Annotated in this window: 18 protein-coding genes; 4 read left to right on the top strand and 14 right to left on the bottom strand. The window is 64.2% G+C overall.

The features are described 5' to 3' along the window. Window positions 1–58: 58 nt before the first annotated feature. From clpX to loiP, 4 genes are all read right to left on the bottom strand, one after another. The gene (gene clpX / locus ACZ5YA_RS08635; RefSeq protein WP_054456097.1) at window positions 59–1,357 is read right to left on the bottom strand and encodes an ATP-dependent Clp protease ATP-binding subunit ClpX; all 1,299 of its coding nucleotides are present in this window, start codon (window positions 1,355–1,357) and stop codon (window positions 59–61) included. Window positions 1,358–1,457: 100 nt separating this feature from the next. After that, window positions 1,458–2,111 (bottom strand): ATP-dependent Clp endopeptidase proteolytic subunit ClpP, encoded by a 654-nt coding sequence (gene clpP / locus ACZ5YA_RS08640; protein WP_054456095.1) that lies wholly within the window; start codon window positions 2,109–2,111, stop codon window positions 1,458–1,460. Between the two features lie 4 nt (window positions 2,112–2,115). Further along, complete coding sequence (gene tig / locus ACZ5YA_RS08645; protein WP_059373566.1) at window positions 2,116–3,426, bottom strand: trigger factor; 1,311 nt, start codon at window positions 3,424–3,426, stop codon at window positions 2,116–2,118. Between the two features lie 169 nt (window positions 3,427–3,595). After that, window positions 3,596–4,351 (bottom strand): metalloprotease LoiP, encoded by a 756-nt coding sequence (gene loiP / locus ACZ5YA_RS08650; protein ID WP_059373567.1) that lies wholly within the window; start codon window positions 4,349–4,351, stop codon window positions 3,596–3,598. A 257-nt stretch (window positions 4,352–4,608) separates the two neighbouring features. On the opposite strand from loiP, the gene ACZ5YA_RS08655 reads away from it, so the two are divergent. Further along, window positions 4,609–5,160 (top strand): TIGR00645 family protein, encoded by a 552-nt coding sequence (locus ACZ5YA_RS08655; protein ID WP_059373569.1) that lies wholly within the window; start codon window positions 4,609–4,611, stop codon window positions 5,158–5,160. A 120-nt stretch (window positions 5,161–5,280) separates the two neighbouring features. On the opposite strand, the gene ACZ5YA_RS08660 is transcribed toward ACZ5YA_RS08655, so the two are convergent. The 5 genes from ACZ5YA_RS08660 to ACZ5YA_RS08680 all read right to left on the bottom strand — a co-directional run bounded on the left by ACZ5YA_RS08660 (window position 5,281) and on the right by ACZ5YA_RS08680 (window position 8,003). Beyond that, the gene (locus ACZ5YA_RS08660) at window positions 5,281–5,487 is read right to left on the bottom strand and encodes a cold-shock protein (protein ID WP_006225311.1); all 207 of its coding nucleotides are present in this window, start codon (window positions 5,485–5,487) and stop codon (window positions 5,281–5,283) included. A gap of 330 nt (window positions 5,488–5,817) precedes the next feature. Beyond that, window positions 5,818–6,381, bottom strand: coding sequence for a DUF924 family protein (locus tag ACZ5YA_RS08665; protein ID WP_118932692.1), 564 nt, complete (start codon window positions 6,379–6,381; stop codon window positions 5,818–5,820). 230 nt (window positions 6,382–6,611) lie between these two features. After that, window positions 6,612–6,815, bottom strand: coding sequence for a cold-shock protein (locus tag ACZ5YA_RS08670; protein ID WP_006220190.1), 204 nt, complete (start codon window positions 6,813–6,815; stop codon window positions 6,612–6,614). Between the two features lie 375 nt (window positions 6,816–7,190). Further along, a complete protein-coding gene (locus ACZ5YA_RS08675; RefSeq protein ID WP_059373572.1) occupies window positions 7,191–7,511 on the bottom strand; it encodes a hypothetical protein in 321 nt (106 codons plus the stop codon). A 93-nt stretch (window positions 7,512–7,604) separates the two neighbouring features. After that, window positions 7,605–8,003 carry a hypothetical protein gene (locus ACZ5YA_RS08680; protein WP_251881612.1) on the bottom strand — a complete coding sequence of 133 codons (399 nt, stop codon included), beginning with the start codon at window positions 8,001–8,003 and terminating at the stop codon, window positions 7,605–7,607. A gap of 124 nt (window positions 8,004–8,127) precedes the next feature. On the opposite strand from ACZ5YA_RS08680, the gene ACZ5YA_RS08685 reads away from it, so the two are divergent. After that, window positions 8,128–8,424 carry a DUF2513 domain-containing protein gene (locus ACZ5YA_RS08685; protein WP_059373680.1) on the top strand — a complete coding sequence of 99 codons (297 nt, stop codon included), beginning with the start codon at window positions 8,128–8,130 and terminating at the stop codon, window positions 8,422–8,424. 12 nt (window positions 8,425–8,436) lie between these two features. Here the strand turns inward: ACZ5YA_RS08685 and ACZ5YA_RS08690 are convergent, their stop codons facing one another. The 3 genes from ACZ5YA_RS08690 to ACZ5YA_RS08700 all read right to left on the bottom strand — a co-directional run bounded on the left by ACZ5YA_RS08690 (window position 8,437) and on the right by ACZ5YA_RS08700 (window position 10,348). Continuing rightward, window positions 8,437–8,709 (bottom strand): hypothetical protein, encoded by a 273-nt coding sequence (locus ACZ5YA_RS08690; protein ID WP_059373576.1) that lies wholly within the window; start codon window positions 8,707–8,709, stop codon window positions 8,437–8,439. A gap of 70 nt (window positions 8,710–8,779) precedes the next feature. Continuing rightward, a complete protein-coding gene (locus tag ACZ5YA_RS08695) occupies window positions 8,780–9,166 on the bottom strand; it encodes a RidA family protein (protein ID WP_464092378.1) in 387 nt (128 codons plus the stop codon). Between the two features lie 24 nt (window positions 9,167–9,190). After that, window positions 9,191–10,348 carry a DSD1 family PLP-dependent enzyme gene (locus tag ACZ5YA_RS08700; RefSeq protein WP_118932694.1) on the bottom strand — a complete coding sequence of 386 codons (1,158 nt, stop codon included), beginning with the start codon at window positions 10,346–10,348 and terminating at the stop codon, window positions 9,191–9,193. Window positions 10,349–10,447: 99 nt separating this feature from the next. Between ACZ5YA_RS08700 and ACZ5YA_RS08705 the strand changes: the two genes are divergently transcribed. Further along, on the top strand, window positions 10,448–11,353 hold the full coding sequence (locus ACZ5YA_RS08705) for a LysR family transcriptional regulator (protein WP_059373583.1): 906 nt from the start codon (window positions 10,448–10,450) through the stop codon (window positions 11,351–11,353). Here ACZ5YA_RS08705 and ACZ5YA_RS08710 read toward each other — a convergent pair. Then, window positions 11,350–11,748: a RidA family protein gene (locus tag ACZ5YA_RS08710; protein WP_059373586.1), complete on the bottom strand. Its 399-nt coding sequence runs from the start codon at window positions 11,746–11,748 to the stop codon at window positions 11,350–11,352. The genes ACZ5YA_RS08705 and ACZ5YA_RS08710 overlap by 4 nt on opposite strands. Before the next feature lie 62 nt (window positions 11,749–11,810). Continuing rightward, window positions 11,811–13,001, bottom strand: a complete 1,191-nt coding sequence (locus ACZ5YA_RS08715) for an MFS transporter (protein ID WP_059373589.1) — start codon at window positions 12,999–13,001, stop codon at window positions 11,811–11,813. A 93-nt stretch (window positions 13,002–13,094) separates the two neighbouring features. On the opposite strand from ACZ5YA_RS08715, the gene ACZ5YA_RS08720 reads away from it, so the two are divergent. Then, complete coding sequence (locus ACZ5YA_RS08720; protein ID WP_059373591.1) at window positions 13,095–13,679, top strand: TetR/AcrR family transcriptional regulator; 585 nt, start codon at window positions 13,095–13,097, stop codon at window positions 13,677–13,679. Window positions 13,680–13,699: the final 20 nt, after the last annotated feature.

Here is a 13,699-nt window from a genome sequence, read left to right on the forward strand (position 1 = left end):
ACCCGGGAATGCGCCTTAGGCAAAAAAACCCGTTACAGGAACGGGCTTTTCTGAAATATCAGGCTGCGGCGTCGCGGACTTCTCCGCGCTCTGGCTTGTCTGAAGCCGCGTCCTCGTCGGCGTAGATGAGCAATGGCTTGCCCTCGCCTTCGATCGCGTTCTCGTCCAGCACCACGCGCTTGACGTTGCCCTGGGAGGGCAGGTCATACATGGTATCCAGCAGGGCCTGCTCGATGATGGAGCGTAGACCGCGCGCGCCCGTCTTGCGGCGCAGCGCCTTGCGGGCGATCGCCTTCAGGGCGGCGGGACGCACGTCGAGCTCGGCGCCTTCCATGGCGAACAGCTTCTGGAACTGCTTGAGCAAGGCGTTCTTGGGCTCGGTCAGGATCTGCACCAGGGCCGCTTCGTCCAGTTCATCCAGGGTGGCGACCACCGGCAGACGGCCGACCAGCTCGGGGATCAGGCCGAACTTGATCAGGTCTTCGGGTTCGACTTCCGAGAACAGCTCGCCCACGCCGCGTTCCGACTTGGCGCGCACCGAGGCCGAAAAGCCGATGCCCGATTTCTCGGTGCGGTCGCGGATGACCTTTTCCAGTCCGTCGAAGGCGCCGCCCACGATGAACAGGATGTTGGTCGTGTCGACCTGGACGAAGTCCTGATTCGGGTGCTTGCGGCCGCCCTGCGGGGGCACCGAGGCGACAGTGCCTTCGATCAGCTTCAGCAAGGCCTGCTGCACGCCCTCGCCCGACACGTCGCGGGTGATGGACGGGTTGTCGGACTTGCGGGAGATCTTGTCGATTTCGTCGATGTAGATGATGGCGCGCTGCGCCTTCTCTACTTCGTAGTTGCAGTTCTGCAGCAACTTCTGAATGATGTTCTCGACGTCTTCACCCACGTAACCGGCTTCGGTCAGCGTGGTGGCGTCGGCCATGACGAAGGGCACGTTCAGCATGCGCGCCAGCGTCTGGGCCAGCAGCGTCTTGCCCGACCCGGTGGGGCCGATCAGCATGATGTTGCTCTTGGAGAGCTCGACTTCGTCGCCCTTGATCTCGCCGTGGCGGATGCGCTTGTAATGGTTGTAGACGGCCACGGCCAGCATGCGCTTGGGCGAGTTCTGCCCAATGACGTACTGGTCGAGGAAGGTCTTGATTTCAGCCGGAGTGGGCAGTTCGGAACGAATCGCCGCGCGCGCGGTGGCTTGCGCCTCCTCGCGGATGATGTCGTTGCACAGATCTATGCATTCATCGCAGATGAATACCGACGGACCCGCGATCAGCTTGCGGACTTCATGCTGGCTTTTATTGCAAAACGAGCAATGCAGCACTTTTGCGTCTGCCGATCCCTTTTTTTCAGGCATATATGTTCGTATCTCAGGTAAAGATGCGCCAGGCCGGCTAAAGGCCTAGCGCATGCGCTTACTCAAACGTGGTGGCAGCGGGTTCGGGTCAACCGGGAAGTCAGCCTTCCGAGCGGGAGGTCATAACCTTGTCCACCAGTCCATACGATACCGCATCTTCGGCCGACATGAAGTTGTCACGCTCCGTGTCTATGCCGATGCGTTCCATGGTCTGGCCGGTATTGTCGGCCAGGATGCGGTTCAGGCGTTCACGCAGGTCCAGGATCTCGCGGGCCTGGATCTGGATGTCCGAGGCCTGCCCCTGGGCGCCGCCCGAGGGCTGGTGGATCATGATGCGCGAGTTGGGCAGCGTGAAGCGCTTGCCCTTCTTGCCTGCCGCCAGCAGGAACGCGCCCATGCTGGCCGCCAGGCCGGTGCAAAGGGTGGACACGTCCGGCTTGACGAATTGCATGGTGTCAAAGATGGCCATTCCCGCATACACCGACCCGCCGGGCGAGTTGATGTACAGGGAAATGTCCTTGTCAGGATTCTCCGATTCCAGGAACAGCAACTGCGCCACGACCAGGTTGGCCGTTGCGTCATTGACCGGACCCACCAGGAAAATGAGCCGCTCGCGGAGCAGACGCGAATAGATGTCGTAGGCGCGTTCGCCGCGCCCCGACTGCTCGATCACCATGGGAATGTAGCCCAGGCCGGTGGGGGTCACCGAAGACCCGCCATTCATTGCCGCATAGAAATCGGTGAATCTCTGCATAGTGTTACGCCATCCCCATCAACTGATCGAAAGGCACCTTCTCTTCGGTGACCTTGGCCTTTTCAAGCACGTGCGCGACGACATTGTCTTCCAGCACGATAGCCTCGATTTCAGCACGACGCTGGCGGTCGGCCAGGTAATAGCTGACAACCTGTGCGGGTTGTTCGTAGTTCTCGGCGAACTCTTCGATACGCGCACGGACTTGTTCGGGCTTGGCTTGCAGCTGGGCTTGCTTGACCAGTTCCGACACCAGCAGGCCCAGGCGCACGCGGCGCTCGGACTCGGTGGCGAAGGCTTCGGCCGGGATCGGCACGGATTCGGCGTTGGGGATGCCACGCTGCTTCAGCTCTTCGCGGGCGGCGGCGACACGGCCTTGCACGTCGTTGTCGACCAGGGCCTTCGGCACGTCGAACTTGCCGGCTTCGACCAGGGCGTCCATGACGCTGGACTTGGTGCGGCCAGCCGAACGGACCTTGACTTCGCGCTCGATGTTGCTGCGGATGTCGGCCTTCAGCTTTTCGACGTCGCCTTCGGCCTGGCCGAGGGACTTGGCGAATTCGCCGTTCAGCTCGGGCAGCACGCCTTCAGCCACTTCCTTGACGGTGATGGTGAATTCGGCGGTCTTGCCGGCAACTTCCTTGCCCTGATAGTCGTCGGGGAACTTGAGCGGGAAGACCTTGCTTTCGCCAGCCTTCAGGCCGCGGGCGGCTTCTTCGAATTCGGGCAGCATGCGGCCTTGGCCGAGCACGAACGGGAAGGCTTCGGCCTTGCCGCCTTCGAACGGCACGCCGTCGATGGTGCCGGCGAAGTCCAGCGTGACGCGGTCGCCATCTTGCGAGGCGCGGCCTTCACGGGCTTCGAACGTGGCGCGCTGCTTGCGCAGGACGTCCAGGGTCTGCTGCACTTCGGCGTCGGTGACGGCCGTTTCGTAGCGGGTGACGGCCAGGGCCGACAGGTCCGGCACGGCGACTTCGGGATAGACCTCGAACGTGGCGGTGAACGCCAGCGTGTCGTCGGCAACGCCTTCAGTCTTGGGCTCGAGGTTCGGGGCGCCGGCGACGCGCAGCTTGGCGCCATCGACAGCTTGTTCAAAGGCACGGCCAACTTGGCTATTGATCACGTCGTAGCGGATGCCGGGGCCATGGCTGCGCTCGAGCATGGCGAGCGGCGCCTTGCCCGGACGGAAGCCGGGGACCTTGGCGGTCCGGGCCACGCGCTTCAATTGCGCCTGGACTTCCTTTTCGACGTCGGCCACCGAGACGGCCAGATCAACACGGCGCTCCAGGCCGGAGAGGGTTTCAACCACAGGCTGCATTAAAAGACCTATTTTCCGAGAGATAAAGAGATGACGGGCGGATAAACGGCGCATTTTACCGGAAACTTCCGGCGCCCTGACGCAAAGGGGCGCGAGCACCCGGATAAGTCCGGATACTCGCGCCCCGTTTTCCACCCGGGACGGGAGAATTTACGCCAGCCAGTATGCCTTACTTGGCCTTGGCGATGCGTTCTTCGATGTGCTGCGCGCGCTTGGCCGAGGACGGGTGCGAGCTCATCATGTCGCTCTTGCCGCCGTCCAGTTCGGCCAGTTTCTGGAACGCGGTCACCAGGCCGCGGGTGTTCAGGCCCTTGGCCTGCAGCTGGTCGAACGAGTAATCGTCGGCGGCGCTTTCCTGCGACTGCGAGAACTGCGCGTTGATGAACTTCTCGGTCAGGTCGCCCAACTGCGAGGAGTTCAACGCGGCCACGGTGGCGCCGCCCGCGGCATTGGCGGCGTCGCGCGCGGCGGAAACGGTGTAGGCGGTCTGCATCGCCTTCTTGCTGTGGCCCAGCGCGACGTGGCCGATCTCGTGGCCCACCACGCCCAGCACTTCGTCATCGGTCATCATGTCCATCAGGCCGCTGTAGACGCGGATGCAGCCGTTGGCCATGGCCCAGGCGTTGACGTCCTTGGTGACGTAGACCTTGTAGCTGGCCTTCTGGCCGTTGACCGTGCCGCCCAGTTGCTTGGCGATCTTCTGCAGACGGGCGTCGTACTTGCTGCCGGGAGCGGCGATCTTTTCCTGGGAATCGCTCTGCGCGCAAGCCTTGTCCGACAGGGTCTTGATCTCGGCATCGCTCAGCGTGGCAGCCTGAACGACCTTGCTGCCGGCGCCGACCAGGCCGCCGATGTCCAAAGCCTGGGAGGCAGAGAAAGGGGCGAGCGCAACGCTCAGGGCAGCGACGGTGTAGCGGATCTTCATGGGAACAAACTCCTCTTTACTGGCTCTATGCGAACGAGGCCGCAATTCTATATACGACCAATGCGCACCAAGCGTTTCGCCACACAGTTTCGCAAATGCCAGTTTTCCTTACATAAAACCCGAACAGAATTTGCGCAATCGTGCTAGCGGGTATTCCCTCGGACGAGGCCCCTCAAAGAAACTGATATCTGCGGCAACGCGGCGTTGATAGAATTGCGCCCGCCATTTTTCGCACACACCATAGGGCTCGCACCCAAATGATCTCCAACACCCCTCCCCGCCTGGGCCTGCTGCCCAGCCTGATCTTCAGCTCGCGCTGGCTGCAACTGCCCTTGTACCTGGGCCTGATCGTCGCGCAAGGCGTCTACGTCATGCTGTTCCTGAAGGAGCTGTGGCACCTGGTGACGCACGCCAGCAGCTTCGGCGAAATGGAGATCATGCTGCTGGTGCTGGGCCTGATCGACGTGGTAATGATCTCGAACCTGCTGGTCATGGTGATCGTGGGCGGCTACGAAACCTTTGTGTCGCGCCTGCGACTGCAAGGCCACCCGGACCAGCCGGAATGGCTCAGCCACGTGAACGCCAGCGTGCTCAAGGTCAAGCTGGCCATGGCCATCATCGGCATCTCCTCGATCCACCTGCTGCGCACGTTCATCGAGGCCGGCACGTTGGGCACGCCCAACGCGCGCTTCTCCGAGGCCGGCGTGATGTGGCAGACCATCATCCACGCCCTGTTCATCCTGTCGGCGCTGGGAATTGCGCTGGTGGACAAGCTGGCCACGCCGCCGGCCAACCACGCGAAGCACTGACGCCGGGAAGCGCCCCCGAGGCGCGCCCGCCCGGCAACAAAAAAAGCCCCCGCACATTGCGTGCGGGGGCTTTTTTCTGGGCGGAACGCCGGGCCGGCCCGGGGCGCTGCCCTGCGAAGGTCAGGCCGCTACCTTGATGTTCTTTGCGCTGGGTCCCTTGGGGCCGGTACCGACCTCGAAGGTGACGCGCTGGTTCTCCTGCAGCGACTTGTAGCCTTCGCTGCGGATTTCCGAGTAGTGAGCGAAAAGATCCTTGCTGCCATCATCGGGCATGATGAAACCATAACCCTTTTCGGCGTTGAACCACTTAACGATGCCGGTTGCCATGGAGTGTCCTTGAACCTAGAAAAAGCGATTGCTCGCGGGGCGCCAGATCATCAAGGATGGGAGAGGAAGCAACCGCAGTACCACTGACGGCGACAAGTGAAACGCAGACCGCGTCGCTTGAAAATCTCGCTAAACCCAGTGTATTGGCGAACCCCGAAAAACGTCAAACATCCGCAAATTCGAGAGCGCCGCCAAAGCGCCGCGGAAGCAAGCCTGGCGAGGGGTTGGGACCGCCAGACGGGCCTGGAATTTTCAACTTGGAACGTGCGGACACATGCGGATACCTGCCGCCCGGCAGGCGCCCGAAACCACCCGCCGCACGGCAGCCACCTATCCTGCGAACCCGCCGGAATCCAGAAATTCCTGCTCTGCCTGGGTGGTTTGCCGCCCCAGCGCGGCGTTGCGATGGGGAAAGCGCCCAAAGCGCTTGACGATGTCGCGATGCAGGACCGCCCAGCGCAGCGAGTCGGCGTCCAATGTCTCCATCAAAGCCACCGCGCGGTTTTGCGCGGCAAGGTTCTCCGCGTGCTCGAAGGGCAGGTAGAAAAACTGGCGCAGTTGCGGATCCACTCCCAGATCATGGCCGGCCGCAATGGCCCGGTCGGCGAAGTACTGGGCCAATGGGTCGGTGGCGAACATGTGCGCGGTATCCCGGTAGGCGTTGCGCGGGAACTGGTCCAACAGAACCATCAGCGCCAAGGCGCCGGTGGCGTCGTCCAGCCATGCATCCAGCTGCCGGGCCGCCGCAGCCATGTGGGCGGCCTCAAAACGGGTGCGGAAGGCTGCGTCGAAGTCCGCGCTCTTGCTGAACCATTGCTGCGGACCGGCATTGCGCCAGAACGCGACCACCTCGTGGGGCTGCGGAACGATCTGGGAGGCGGGGGAAGAAGTCATGAGCGCGCGTATCCTGAAGTCGAAAGCAAGGCCGACAATAACAGAGACGCGCACCGTATTAGGATCCATACACCGAATGGATGAATCGAGTGCGATTCGGAAACCTGAATAAAGCGATCTAGGGATTACCCTGAGATAACACAAGCGCAGCGATACTTTCCATATTTAGGAATGCTGCGGCAGAAAACAAAAAAGCCCCACGAGGGGGCTTCTATCGAAAACTCAGACCCTTACAGGACCTGGATCTTCGTAGCTTGCGGGCCCTTGGGGCCGTTGGCCGTCACAAAGCTGACGCGCTGGTTCTCTTCCAGAGACTTGAAGCCCGAGCCCTGAATTTCGGAGAAGTGAGCGAACAGATCCTTACCACCCGCTTCCGGAGTGATGAAGCCATAGCCCTTTTCCGAGTTGAACCACTTAACGACGCCGGTTTCCATACTGTATTTCCTAGAGATAATGGGCAAATGCCCGGAGGTCACGAATCAATCAAGGAGGGGACAGTAGAACAATAACGCTGAGCCGGAAAAGGCACGGCACTGAACGAAAATCGCAACGCTTGTGATCGTGTGCCGACACTATCGTTAGGCTCCCCTCACAAGTCAACATAATCCTAAAAAATGCGTGCCAATAATGCAACAAAGAGAAACTGCACGCGGATTCCACACATTTTCATAGGCAATAAGAAGTCCTGCATAGGTGTTTACACCCACGCATCATAAAAAAACAATCTAGGCTTATATAAATGCCGCCTGCCCGCGTACGAGGATTTCTTCATACGCCGTTCGGGCTAGCACTTTGGTTTGCCGCCAGGCTTACTCGTCGATAGGTAAACCCAGCAGATCGAGCGCCGCGCCGAAAGCATCGGGGCCCGAGCAAAGGAAAACCGCCACGTCGCCGGGATTCATATTCTCCAGGACTTGGTCGATCTGTTCTTGCGCATTATCAACATTGTCGACACTAGAGGCGTGTATGTCAGCCCCTGCTTCGACTTTTTCACGCGGCACGATGTCTGCGATCGCATTGAGATCCGTCACGCCTTCCAGGACGTAGACGCTGATGCTCTCGCCATCCAGCGTGGTGTGCAGCTCGACGCCGCCCGCTACGTCGGCGACTTGCCGACTTACTATTTCCATGATCACTCTTCCTTGACTTGCGGGCGTTGCCCGCCTGGGCACGCACCTTGCAGGTGCACTCGCACGCCCAGGCGCGACTATAACAGCCTTGGGCTAATGCTTCTTGACAGTAGGACCAAGCGACTGCCGCGCGGCGCCGGAAGTGGCGGCGACGGAACGGGTCCGCACCCCGGCGTCGGCCAGGACCCGGACCAGCGGCTTCTGCGCCGTCAGGAAGCGGTCCTTCTCCTCGCCGGCGAGCTTGCAGACGAACATCTGGGCCAGCAGCTGCGTGCGGCGGGCCTTGCGGTTGCCGGCCTCCTGGGCGAGCCAGTCGCCGACCCACGCCGCCGCCGCGTCCGCATCGCCCTGCAGCTTGATATGGCCAAGCAGATCGAACACGGTCACGCCTTCGATGCGGCCGTCCTCGCTGCGCGTGAGAAAGAGCTTGGCGGCCTGGCCCGTGTAGCCTGGGATCAGCGCGAGGCAATCGCGCTCTGCGGGTTTCTTCATGGAATCTGCATGTATCGGTTATCGAGAACCCTGGACTGTAACCCGGCTGCAGCGCCTGTCGCTTCGCGGCAATCGATCTCTGCTATCGTCGGCTTGTCTTTTACCCCAACGAATGGTGGACAACATGCAACGCGATTTCGACTTGGTCGTCACTATCCTGGGCGCCCTGCGCGACGCCCCCGGCCCCAACCTGAGCACGCACGACATCAAGAACGTGGCCCTGGCGCCGCATCCCGAAGAGCAAGGGCTGCAGCTGATTGCGCATCACCTCGACCTGCTGGAAGACGCGGGCCTGGTCAAGCAGATCAGCGAAACGGCTGCCACCGCGGGCGCGACGCGCTGGCGCATCACCTGGAAGGGCTACGACGCCCTGGAACAGGATGAAGACGACGAAGACGAGGATTTCGACGCCGAAGAATAAGGCGCGCAGCGCTCAGCGGCGCAAGAGTATGCGCCGCGTGAGCAGCGACGCGGCGGCGCCGATCACCAGGCTGAACATGAAGGCGGCGATCGACAGCATCGCCGACAGCTCGCTGAAGCCGCCGTGGCGGGAAAGCAGGAACACCGCCACGCCCACCGCAACGGCCAGCGCGGCAACCCCCAGCAGGACCCGCTTGACGGAACCCAGGCGGCCGCACAGCGACCCGCCTGCCAGCGCCGCCGCCACCATCGCGGCCATGGACCAGAACAGGTATTCGTACTGCATGCGGACGGTCTCCCCCGAAGGTATTGAGGCGCAGGCATTATAGGCGTCCGCCTGCACGATCCGCCGCGCGCTAGGCGACGGCGACCACGCTGATCTCCACCAGGGCGCCGTAGTGCAGCTCGCGGGTGGGCACAATGGCCCGCGCGGGCCGATGATCGCCGAAGCCCTCCTCGTAGACCCGGTTGACCTCGTCCCAGAGCGCCACGTCCGGGATGTACACCGTCACGCTGGCGACCGCGGCAAGCGAGGCGCCGGCCGCTTCCAGGATGGCGCGAACACTGCGCAGCGCTTCCCGGGTCTGGGCCGCGGCGCCCTCGGCCAGCGCCGGCCGCGCGCCCGGCGCAGCAGGCGGCAGAAAGCCCAACTGCCCAGAGACGAAGATGAAACCGTTGGCGCGGACCGCCTGCGAATAGTGGCCGGCGGGCGGCGTGGCCTGATGCGTATGGATGAGATCCATGCATGCCTCCTCGTGAAAGGCGGCTTACCAGCCGCGAAAGCGTTCCCAATGCGCCACTACGCCGGACGAATCCGGACGCACGACCTCGTAGGCATCGTGCTGGGCGCAGGTGGCGCAGGCGTGATTGGGCACGATGCGCAGCTTCGCTCCCAGCGGCAGATCGGGCAGGGCCGCGCCGCTGCCTGGACGCACCTTGATGATGCCCTGCTCCTGGTTGGTCTCGGCCAGCAGCAGGTCGGGATAGACCGTGCCGTTCGCATCGCACACCAGGCCGTACAGTTGATCAACCCGCTGTTTGGCGGTACCCCGGTCGCGCGACATCGCCATCCATCCGGCATCCACCAGGATCCAGCCCTTGTCGGGCTGATGGCCGATCACGGTCGTCAACACGGTGGCGGCGATGTCATCGACCGAACACACGCCCAGCCCGGCCATCACCAGATCGAAGAACACATAAACGCCCGCGCGGACTTCGGTCACGCCATCGAGCTTGCGGGCGAAATGCGCGGTGGGGGTGGATCCCACGCTGACCACCGGACATGGCAGCCCTGCCTGGCGGATCGCCTCGGCGCAACTCACGGCCGCCACCCGCTCCTGCTCCGCCATGTCGGCAATGGCGTCGACGCTATCGCAGCCGTACGACTCGCCGGCGTGCGTCATGACGCCGCGCAGGCATGCGCCGTCCTCATGCAGGACGCGCGCAATCGCCAGCAACTGGGCCGTGTTGCCCGGCTGCACCCCGGCACGATGGCCGTCGCAGTCGATCTCGATCAGCGCCGGGATGGCGTCGCCCGCCTCCCGCGCCCGCTGGGCGACGGCGCGCGCCGCTTCCAGGCTGTCCACCACCACGGTGAGGTCCACGCCGCGGCGGCGCAGCGCCAGCACCCGGTCCAGCTTTGCCGGCGACACGCCCACGGCGTACAGAAGGTCGGTGACGCCGGCGGCGGCGAACTGTTCGGCCTCCTGCAGCGTGGACACGGCGGCCGGGCCCTGGGGTGTGGACATGAGCCGGCGCGCCACGTCGATCGATTTGGGCGTCTTCAGGTGCGGACGCAGCTGCACCCCGTGCCCGGCCATCAGCGCGTTCAGACGCTCGATGTTGCGCATCATGCGCGTCTCATCGAGCAGCAGGCATGGGGTATCCAGGGTTTCGAGGGAAGAAGGCGTGGCGTTCTGGTTCATGGCGCTCTCGGCAGGGCGTATCGGAATGACTGAAAGTATGGCGCGGCGGCGGTTCCGCGTGTTTAATCTGGACTTAATCATCCATTAATCCGTGCCTGCATGATTACGACCGAAGACCTGCGTTTTTTCCTGACCCTGGCAGTCACCCGCTCGCTGGCAGAAGCGGCGCGCGCGCTGGATGTCACGCCGCCCGCCGTCACCCAAAGGCTGCACACGCTGGAAAAACGGCTGGGCGTCAGGCTGGTCAACCGCTCCGGACGCGGCACCGCGCTGACCGACGAAGGCAGGCTGCTGGCGTTGCGGGCGGAACAGATCTGCGGCGAACTGGGCGACCTGGCCGACGAACTGGCGGGCCGCCGGGGCGTGGTGGCAGGCCATCTGCGCGTGGTCGCGCCGCTGGGATTCGGGCAGCGCTACATCGCCGGGCTGGTCGCGGAGTTCCGCGGCCAGAGCGCGGACGTGACCGCCAGCCTGACGCTGTCCGACGGGCCGCCGCGGCTGGCTTCCGACGACTGGGATGTAATGGTGCATATCGGCGAACTGCGCGATTCGACGCTGGTCGCCTACCCGCTGGCGCCCAACCGCCGGATCCTGTGCGCGGCGCCCTCCTACCTGGCGCGCCGCGGCGCCCCTGTCAAGCCCGAGGATCTGCGCGGACACGACTGCATCGCGCTGCGCGAGAACGATGAAGACGTGACCTTGTGGCGCTTCAAGCATGGGCGCGGCCCGGCCGTTGGGGTGCGCGTGGCGCCGGTGCTGTCCAGCAATGCGGGGGAAACTGCCGTGGAGTGGGCCCTGGCCGGGCACGGCATCATCGTGCGCTCGGAGTGGGATGTCGCGGCGCATCTGCAGGCGCGCGCGCTGGTGCCGCTGCTGCCCGGCTGGACCCTGCCGTCGGCCGACGTGGTGGCCCTGGTCAAATCGCGCCAGGAGCTGCCCGCGCGGACGGCGGGCTTCCTGGCGCATTTGCGCACCGCCTTTGCAACGGCGCCCTGGCGCGGCTAGTCCAGCATGGCCTCGGCCTCGATCTCGATCAGCCATTCCGGCAATGACAGGCCGCTGACGATGATCCACGACGAGGGCGGGGGATCCTTCTTGAAACGGTCGCGCAGCGCCTGCGCGATGACTTCCTGGTCCTCCCTGGCCGTTTCGCAGATGTAGATGCGCAGCATGATCACCTGCTCCAAGGTGCCGCCGGCCGCAGCCAGCACGCGCTCGACATTGTCCAACGCGGCTTCGGTCTGCTCCTGCAGGCCCGGTCCCGCCGTACGCTCGTTGATGTCGACCCCGACCTGGCCGGACAGCAGCATGCGGCGCTGCCCGGTGACGATGACGGCCTGGCTGAATCCGTATTGGACGGTATTGAACACGGTGTCGGGATTGACGACGGTTCTGGACATGCGGTTCTCCTTGCGGCGCGCCTGAGCAGGCGCCGGACTACCCATTCTATCGGCCGGCCGGGTCAGGCGTCGGCGCGACCGGCCGCGGCACTGCGTCCCACCGGTATGGCGGCCAGCAACACGATCGCGCCCGCCCCCACCGCCGTCCAGAATCCCGCACCCACGCCGTGGTGGTCGACCACCCAGCCCGCCAGCGCCGCGCCCGCCGCGACGCCAGCCCCCAGGCCGGTCACCAGCCAGGTCAGCCCTTCCGTCAGGCGATGGCCAGGCACGCTGCTTTCCACCAGCGCCATCGCGATGATCATGGTCGGAGCGAACGACAGGCCGGCCAGCAGCACGCCCAGCACCAGGGTAAGCAGATCGTTCACCAGCAGCAGCGGAACCGTGGTGAACGCCGTGACCGCCGCCGCGACCACCAGCAGGCGGGCCAGCGGCATCTGGAACTTCAGTACGCCAAACACCAGACCGGCCACGCAGGAGCCCAGGGCATAGGCGGACAGCACCAGGCTGGCTCCGGCCGGCATGCCTTGCTGCCGGGCAAAGGCGACGCTCAGGACGTCGATGGTGCCGACGATGACGCCCATGGCGGCCATCATCGCCAGCAGGGAGGGCATCGGCGGCATGCGCAACACCGAGGCCTGACGCCCTTCCTGCTTGAACCGCACGGCGGGCGCCGTCGCCCGCTGCAGCACGAAGGCGGTGACGCCCACCGCGAGCAGCAGCGCCGCGAACAGCGGACCGGCCTGCGGAAAGAACAGCGCGCTCAGCCCCACGGCCAGCGGCGGGCCTACGATGAAGCTCAACTCGTCGGCTACGGACTCCAGCGCGTAGGCGGTGCGCAACTGCGGCTGATCCCTGAAGATCTCGGTCCAGCGCGCGCGTATCATCGCCGGCATGCTGGGCAAGGCGCCCGCCAGCGCGGCGAAGAAAAACAGGGTCCACTCGGGCGCATTCCATTGCACGCAGCCTGCCAGGCCGACCAGCCCCGCAACGCACAGGCCCGCGGCCACGGGCAGCACCCTGCCCTGGCCATGGCGGTCCACCAGGCGGGAAATCCGCGGCGCCAGCAAGGCCGTGGCCAGCGCAAACGTGGCCGCGACGGCGCCTGCCAGTGCATAGGACCCACGCACCTCGGACAACATGGTGATGATGCCGATGCCGATCATCGGCAATGGCAGGCGGGCGATGGCGCCGGCCAGGACAAAACCCAATGCGCCGGGCGCCTGGAACAACTCGCGATACGGATTCGACACCGGAAGCCTTTGATTGCTGTGGACAGCGGCATCGTATTCACATACGATGCGTATGTCAATTTACATACACGTCGTATGTCTTTGGAGAGGAGCATGACGCGTTCCCGCGCCGAGATGATCGAAGCCACCCGCGCGAAACTGCTGGCCACGGCCCGGCAAGCCTTCCGTGAAGCTGGCTATGCGGCCACGTCCATGGACGATTTCACCGCGGCGGCAGGACTGACGCGGGGCGCCCTGTACCACCACTTCGGCGACAAGAAAGGCCTGCTCGCCGCAGTGGTCGAACAGATTGACGGCGAAATGGACCAACGCCTGGCCGCGATCGCCACGCAGGCGCCCGATGCCTGGGCCGCCTTGCATGGGCGCTGCCGCGCCTATCTGGAGATGGCGGCCGAACCCGAGATCCGGCGCATCGTGCTGCAAGATGCACGGGCCGTGCTGGGCGCGGTGACGGACGGTTCGCAGCAACACTGCATTGCTTCGCTTGCCGCGCTATTGCAGACGATGATGGATCAGGATCTCATCGAAGCCGCCGCGCCGCAGGCGCTGGCTCGGCTGATCAACGGCAGCCTGGTCGAAAGCGCCTTCTGGATCGCGCAGGACGCCGGGGACGGCCCGCGCCTGGCGCAGGCCTTGCAGGCGCTGGACCTGCTGCTGCGCGGATTGCTCAAGCACTGATTGCCGCCGCGGCAAGGGCC

This window comes from Achromobacter sp. JCM 18799 (assembly GCF_055395645.1).

Bases quoted from the DNA above. Each gene is read 5' to 3' on its own strand.
- clpX (WP_054456097.1), bottom strand. From the start codon at position 1,357: ATGCCTGAAAAAAAGGGATCGGCAGACGCAAAAGTGCTGCATTGCTCG.
- clpP (WP_054456095.1), bottom strand. From the start codon at position 2,111: ATGCAGAGATTCACCGATTTCTATGCGGCAATGAATGGCGGGTCTTCG.
- tig (WP_059373566.1), bottom strand. From the start codon at position 3,426: ATGCAGCCTGTGGTTGAAACCCTCTCCGGCCTGGAGCGCCGTGTTGAT.
- loiP (WP_059373567.1), bottom strand. From the start codon at position 4,351: ATGAAGATCCGCTACACCGTCGCTGCCCTGAGCGTTGCGCTCGCCCCT.
- ACZ5YA_RS08655 (WP_059373569.1), top strand. From the start codon at position 4,609: ATGATCTCCAACACCCCTCCCCGCCTGGGCCTGCTGCCCAGCCTGATC.
- ACZ5YA_RS08660 (WP_006225311.1), bottom strand. From the start codon at position 5,487: ATGGCAACCGGCATCGTTAAGTGGTTCAACGCCGAAAAGGGTTATGGT.
- ACZ5YA_RS08665 (WP_118932692.1), bottom strand. From the start codon at position 6,381: ATGACTTCTTCCCCCGCCTCCCAGATCGTTCCGCAGCCCCACGAGGTG.
- ACZ5YA_RS08670 (WP_006220190.1), bottom strand. From the start codon at position 6,815: ATGGAAACCGGCGTCGTTAAGTGGTTCAACTCGGAAAAGGGCTATGGC.
- ACZ5YA_RS08675 (WP_059373572.1), bottom strand. From the start codon at position 7,511: ATGGAAATAGTAAGTCGGCAAGTCGCCGACGTAGCGGGCGGCGTCGAG.
- ACZ5YA_RS08680 (WP_251881612.1), bottom strand. From the start codon at position 8,003: ATGAAGAAACCCGCAGAGCGCGATTGCCTCGCGCTGATCCCAGGCTAC.
- ACZ5YA_RS08685 (WP_059373680.1), top strand. From the start codon at position 8,128: ATGCAACGCGATTTCGACTTGGTCGTCACTATCCTGGGCGCCCTGCGC.
- ACZ5YA_RS08690 (WP_059373576.1), bottom strand. From the start codon at position 8,709: ATGCAGTACGAATACCTGTTCTGGTCCATGGCCGCGATGGTGGCGGCG.
- ACZ5YA_RS08695 (WP_464092378.1), bottom strand. From the start codon at position 9,166: ATGGATCTCATCCATACGCATCAGGCCACGCCGCCCGCCGGCCACTAT.
- ACZ5YA_RS08700 (WP_118932694.1), bottom strand. From the start codon at position 10,348: ATGAACCAGAACGCCACGCCTTCTTCCCTCGAAACCCTGGATACCCCA.
- ACZ5YA_RS08705 (WP_059373583.1), top strand. From the start codon at position 10,448: ATGATTACGACCGAAGACCTGCGTTTTTTCCTGACCCTGGCAGTCACC.
- ACZ5YA_RS08710 (WP_059373586.1), bottom strand. From the start codon at position 11,748: ATGTCCAGAACCGTCGTCAATCCCGACACCGTGTTCAATACCGTCCAA.
- ACZ5YA_RS08720 (WP_059373591.1), top strand. From the start codon at position 13,095: ATGACGCGTTCCCGCGCCGAGATGATCGAAGCCACCCGCGCGAAACTG.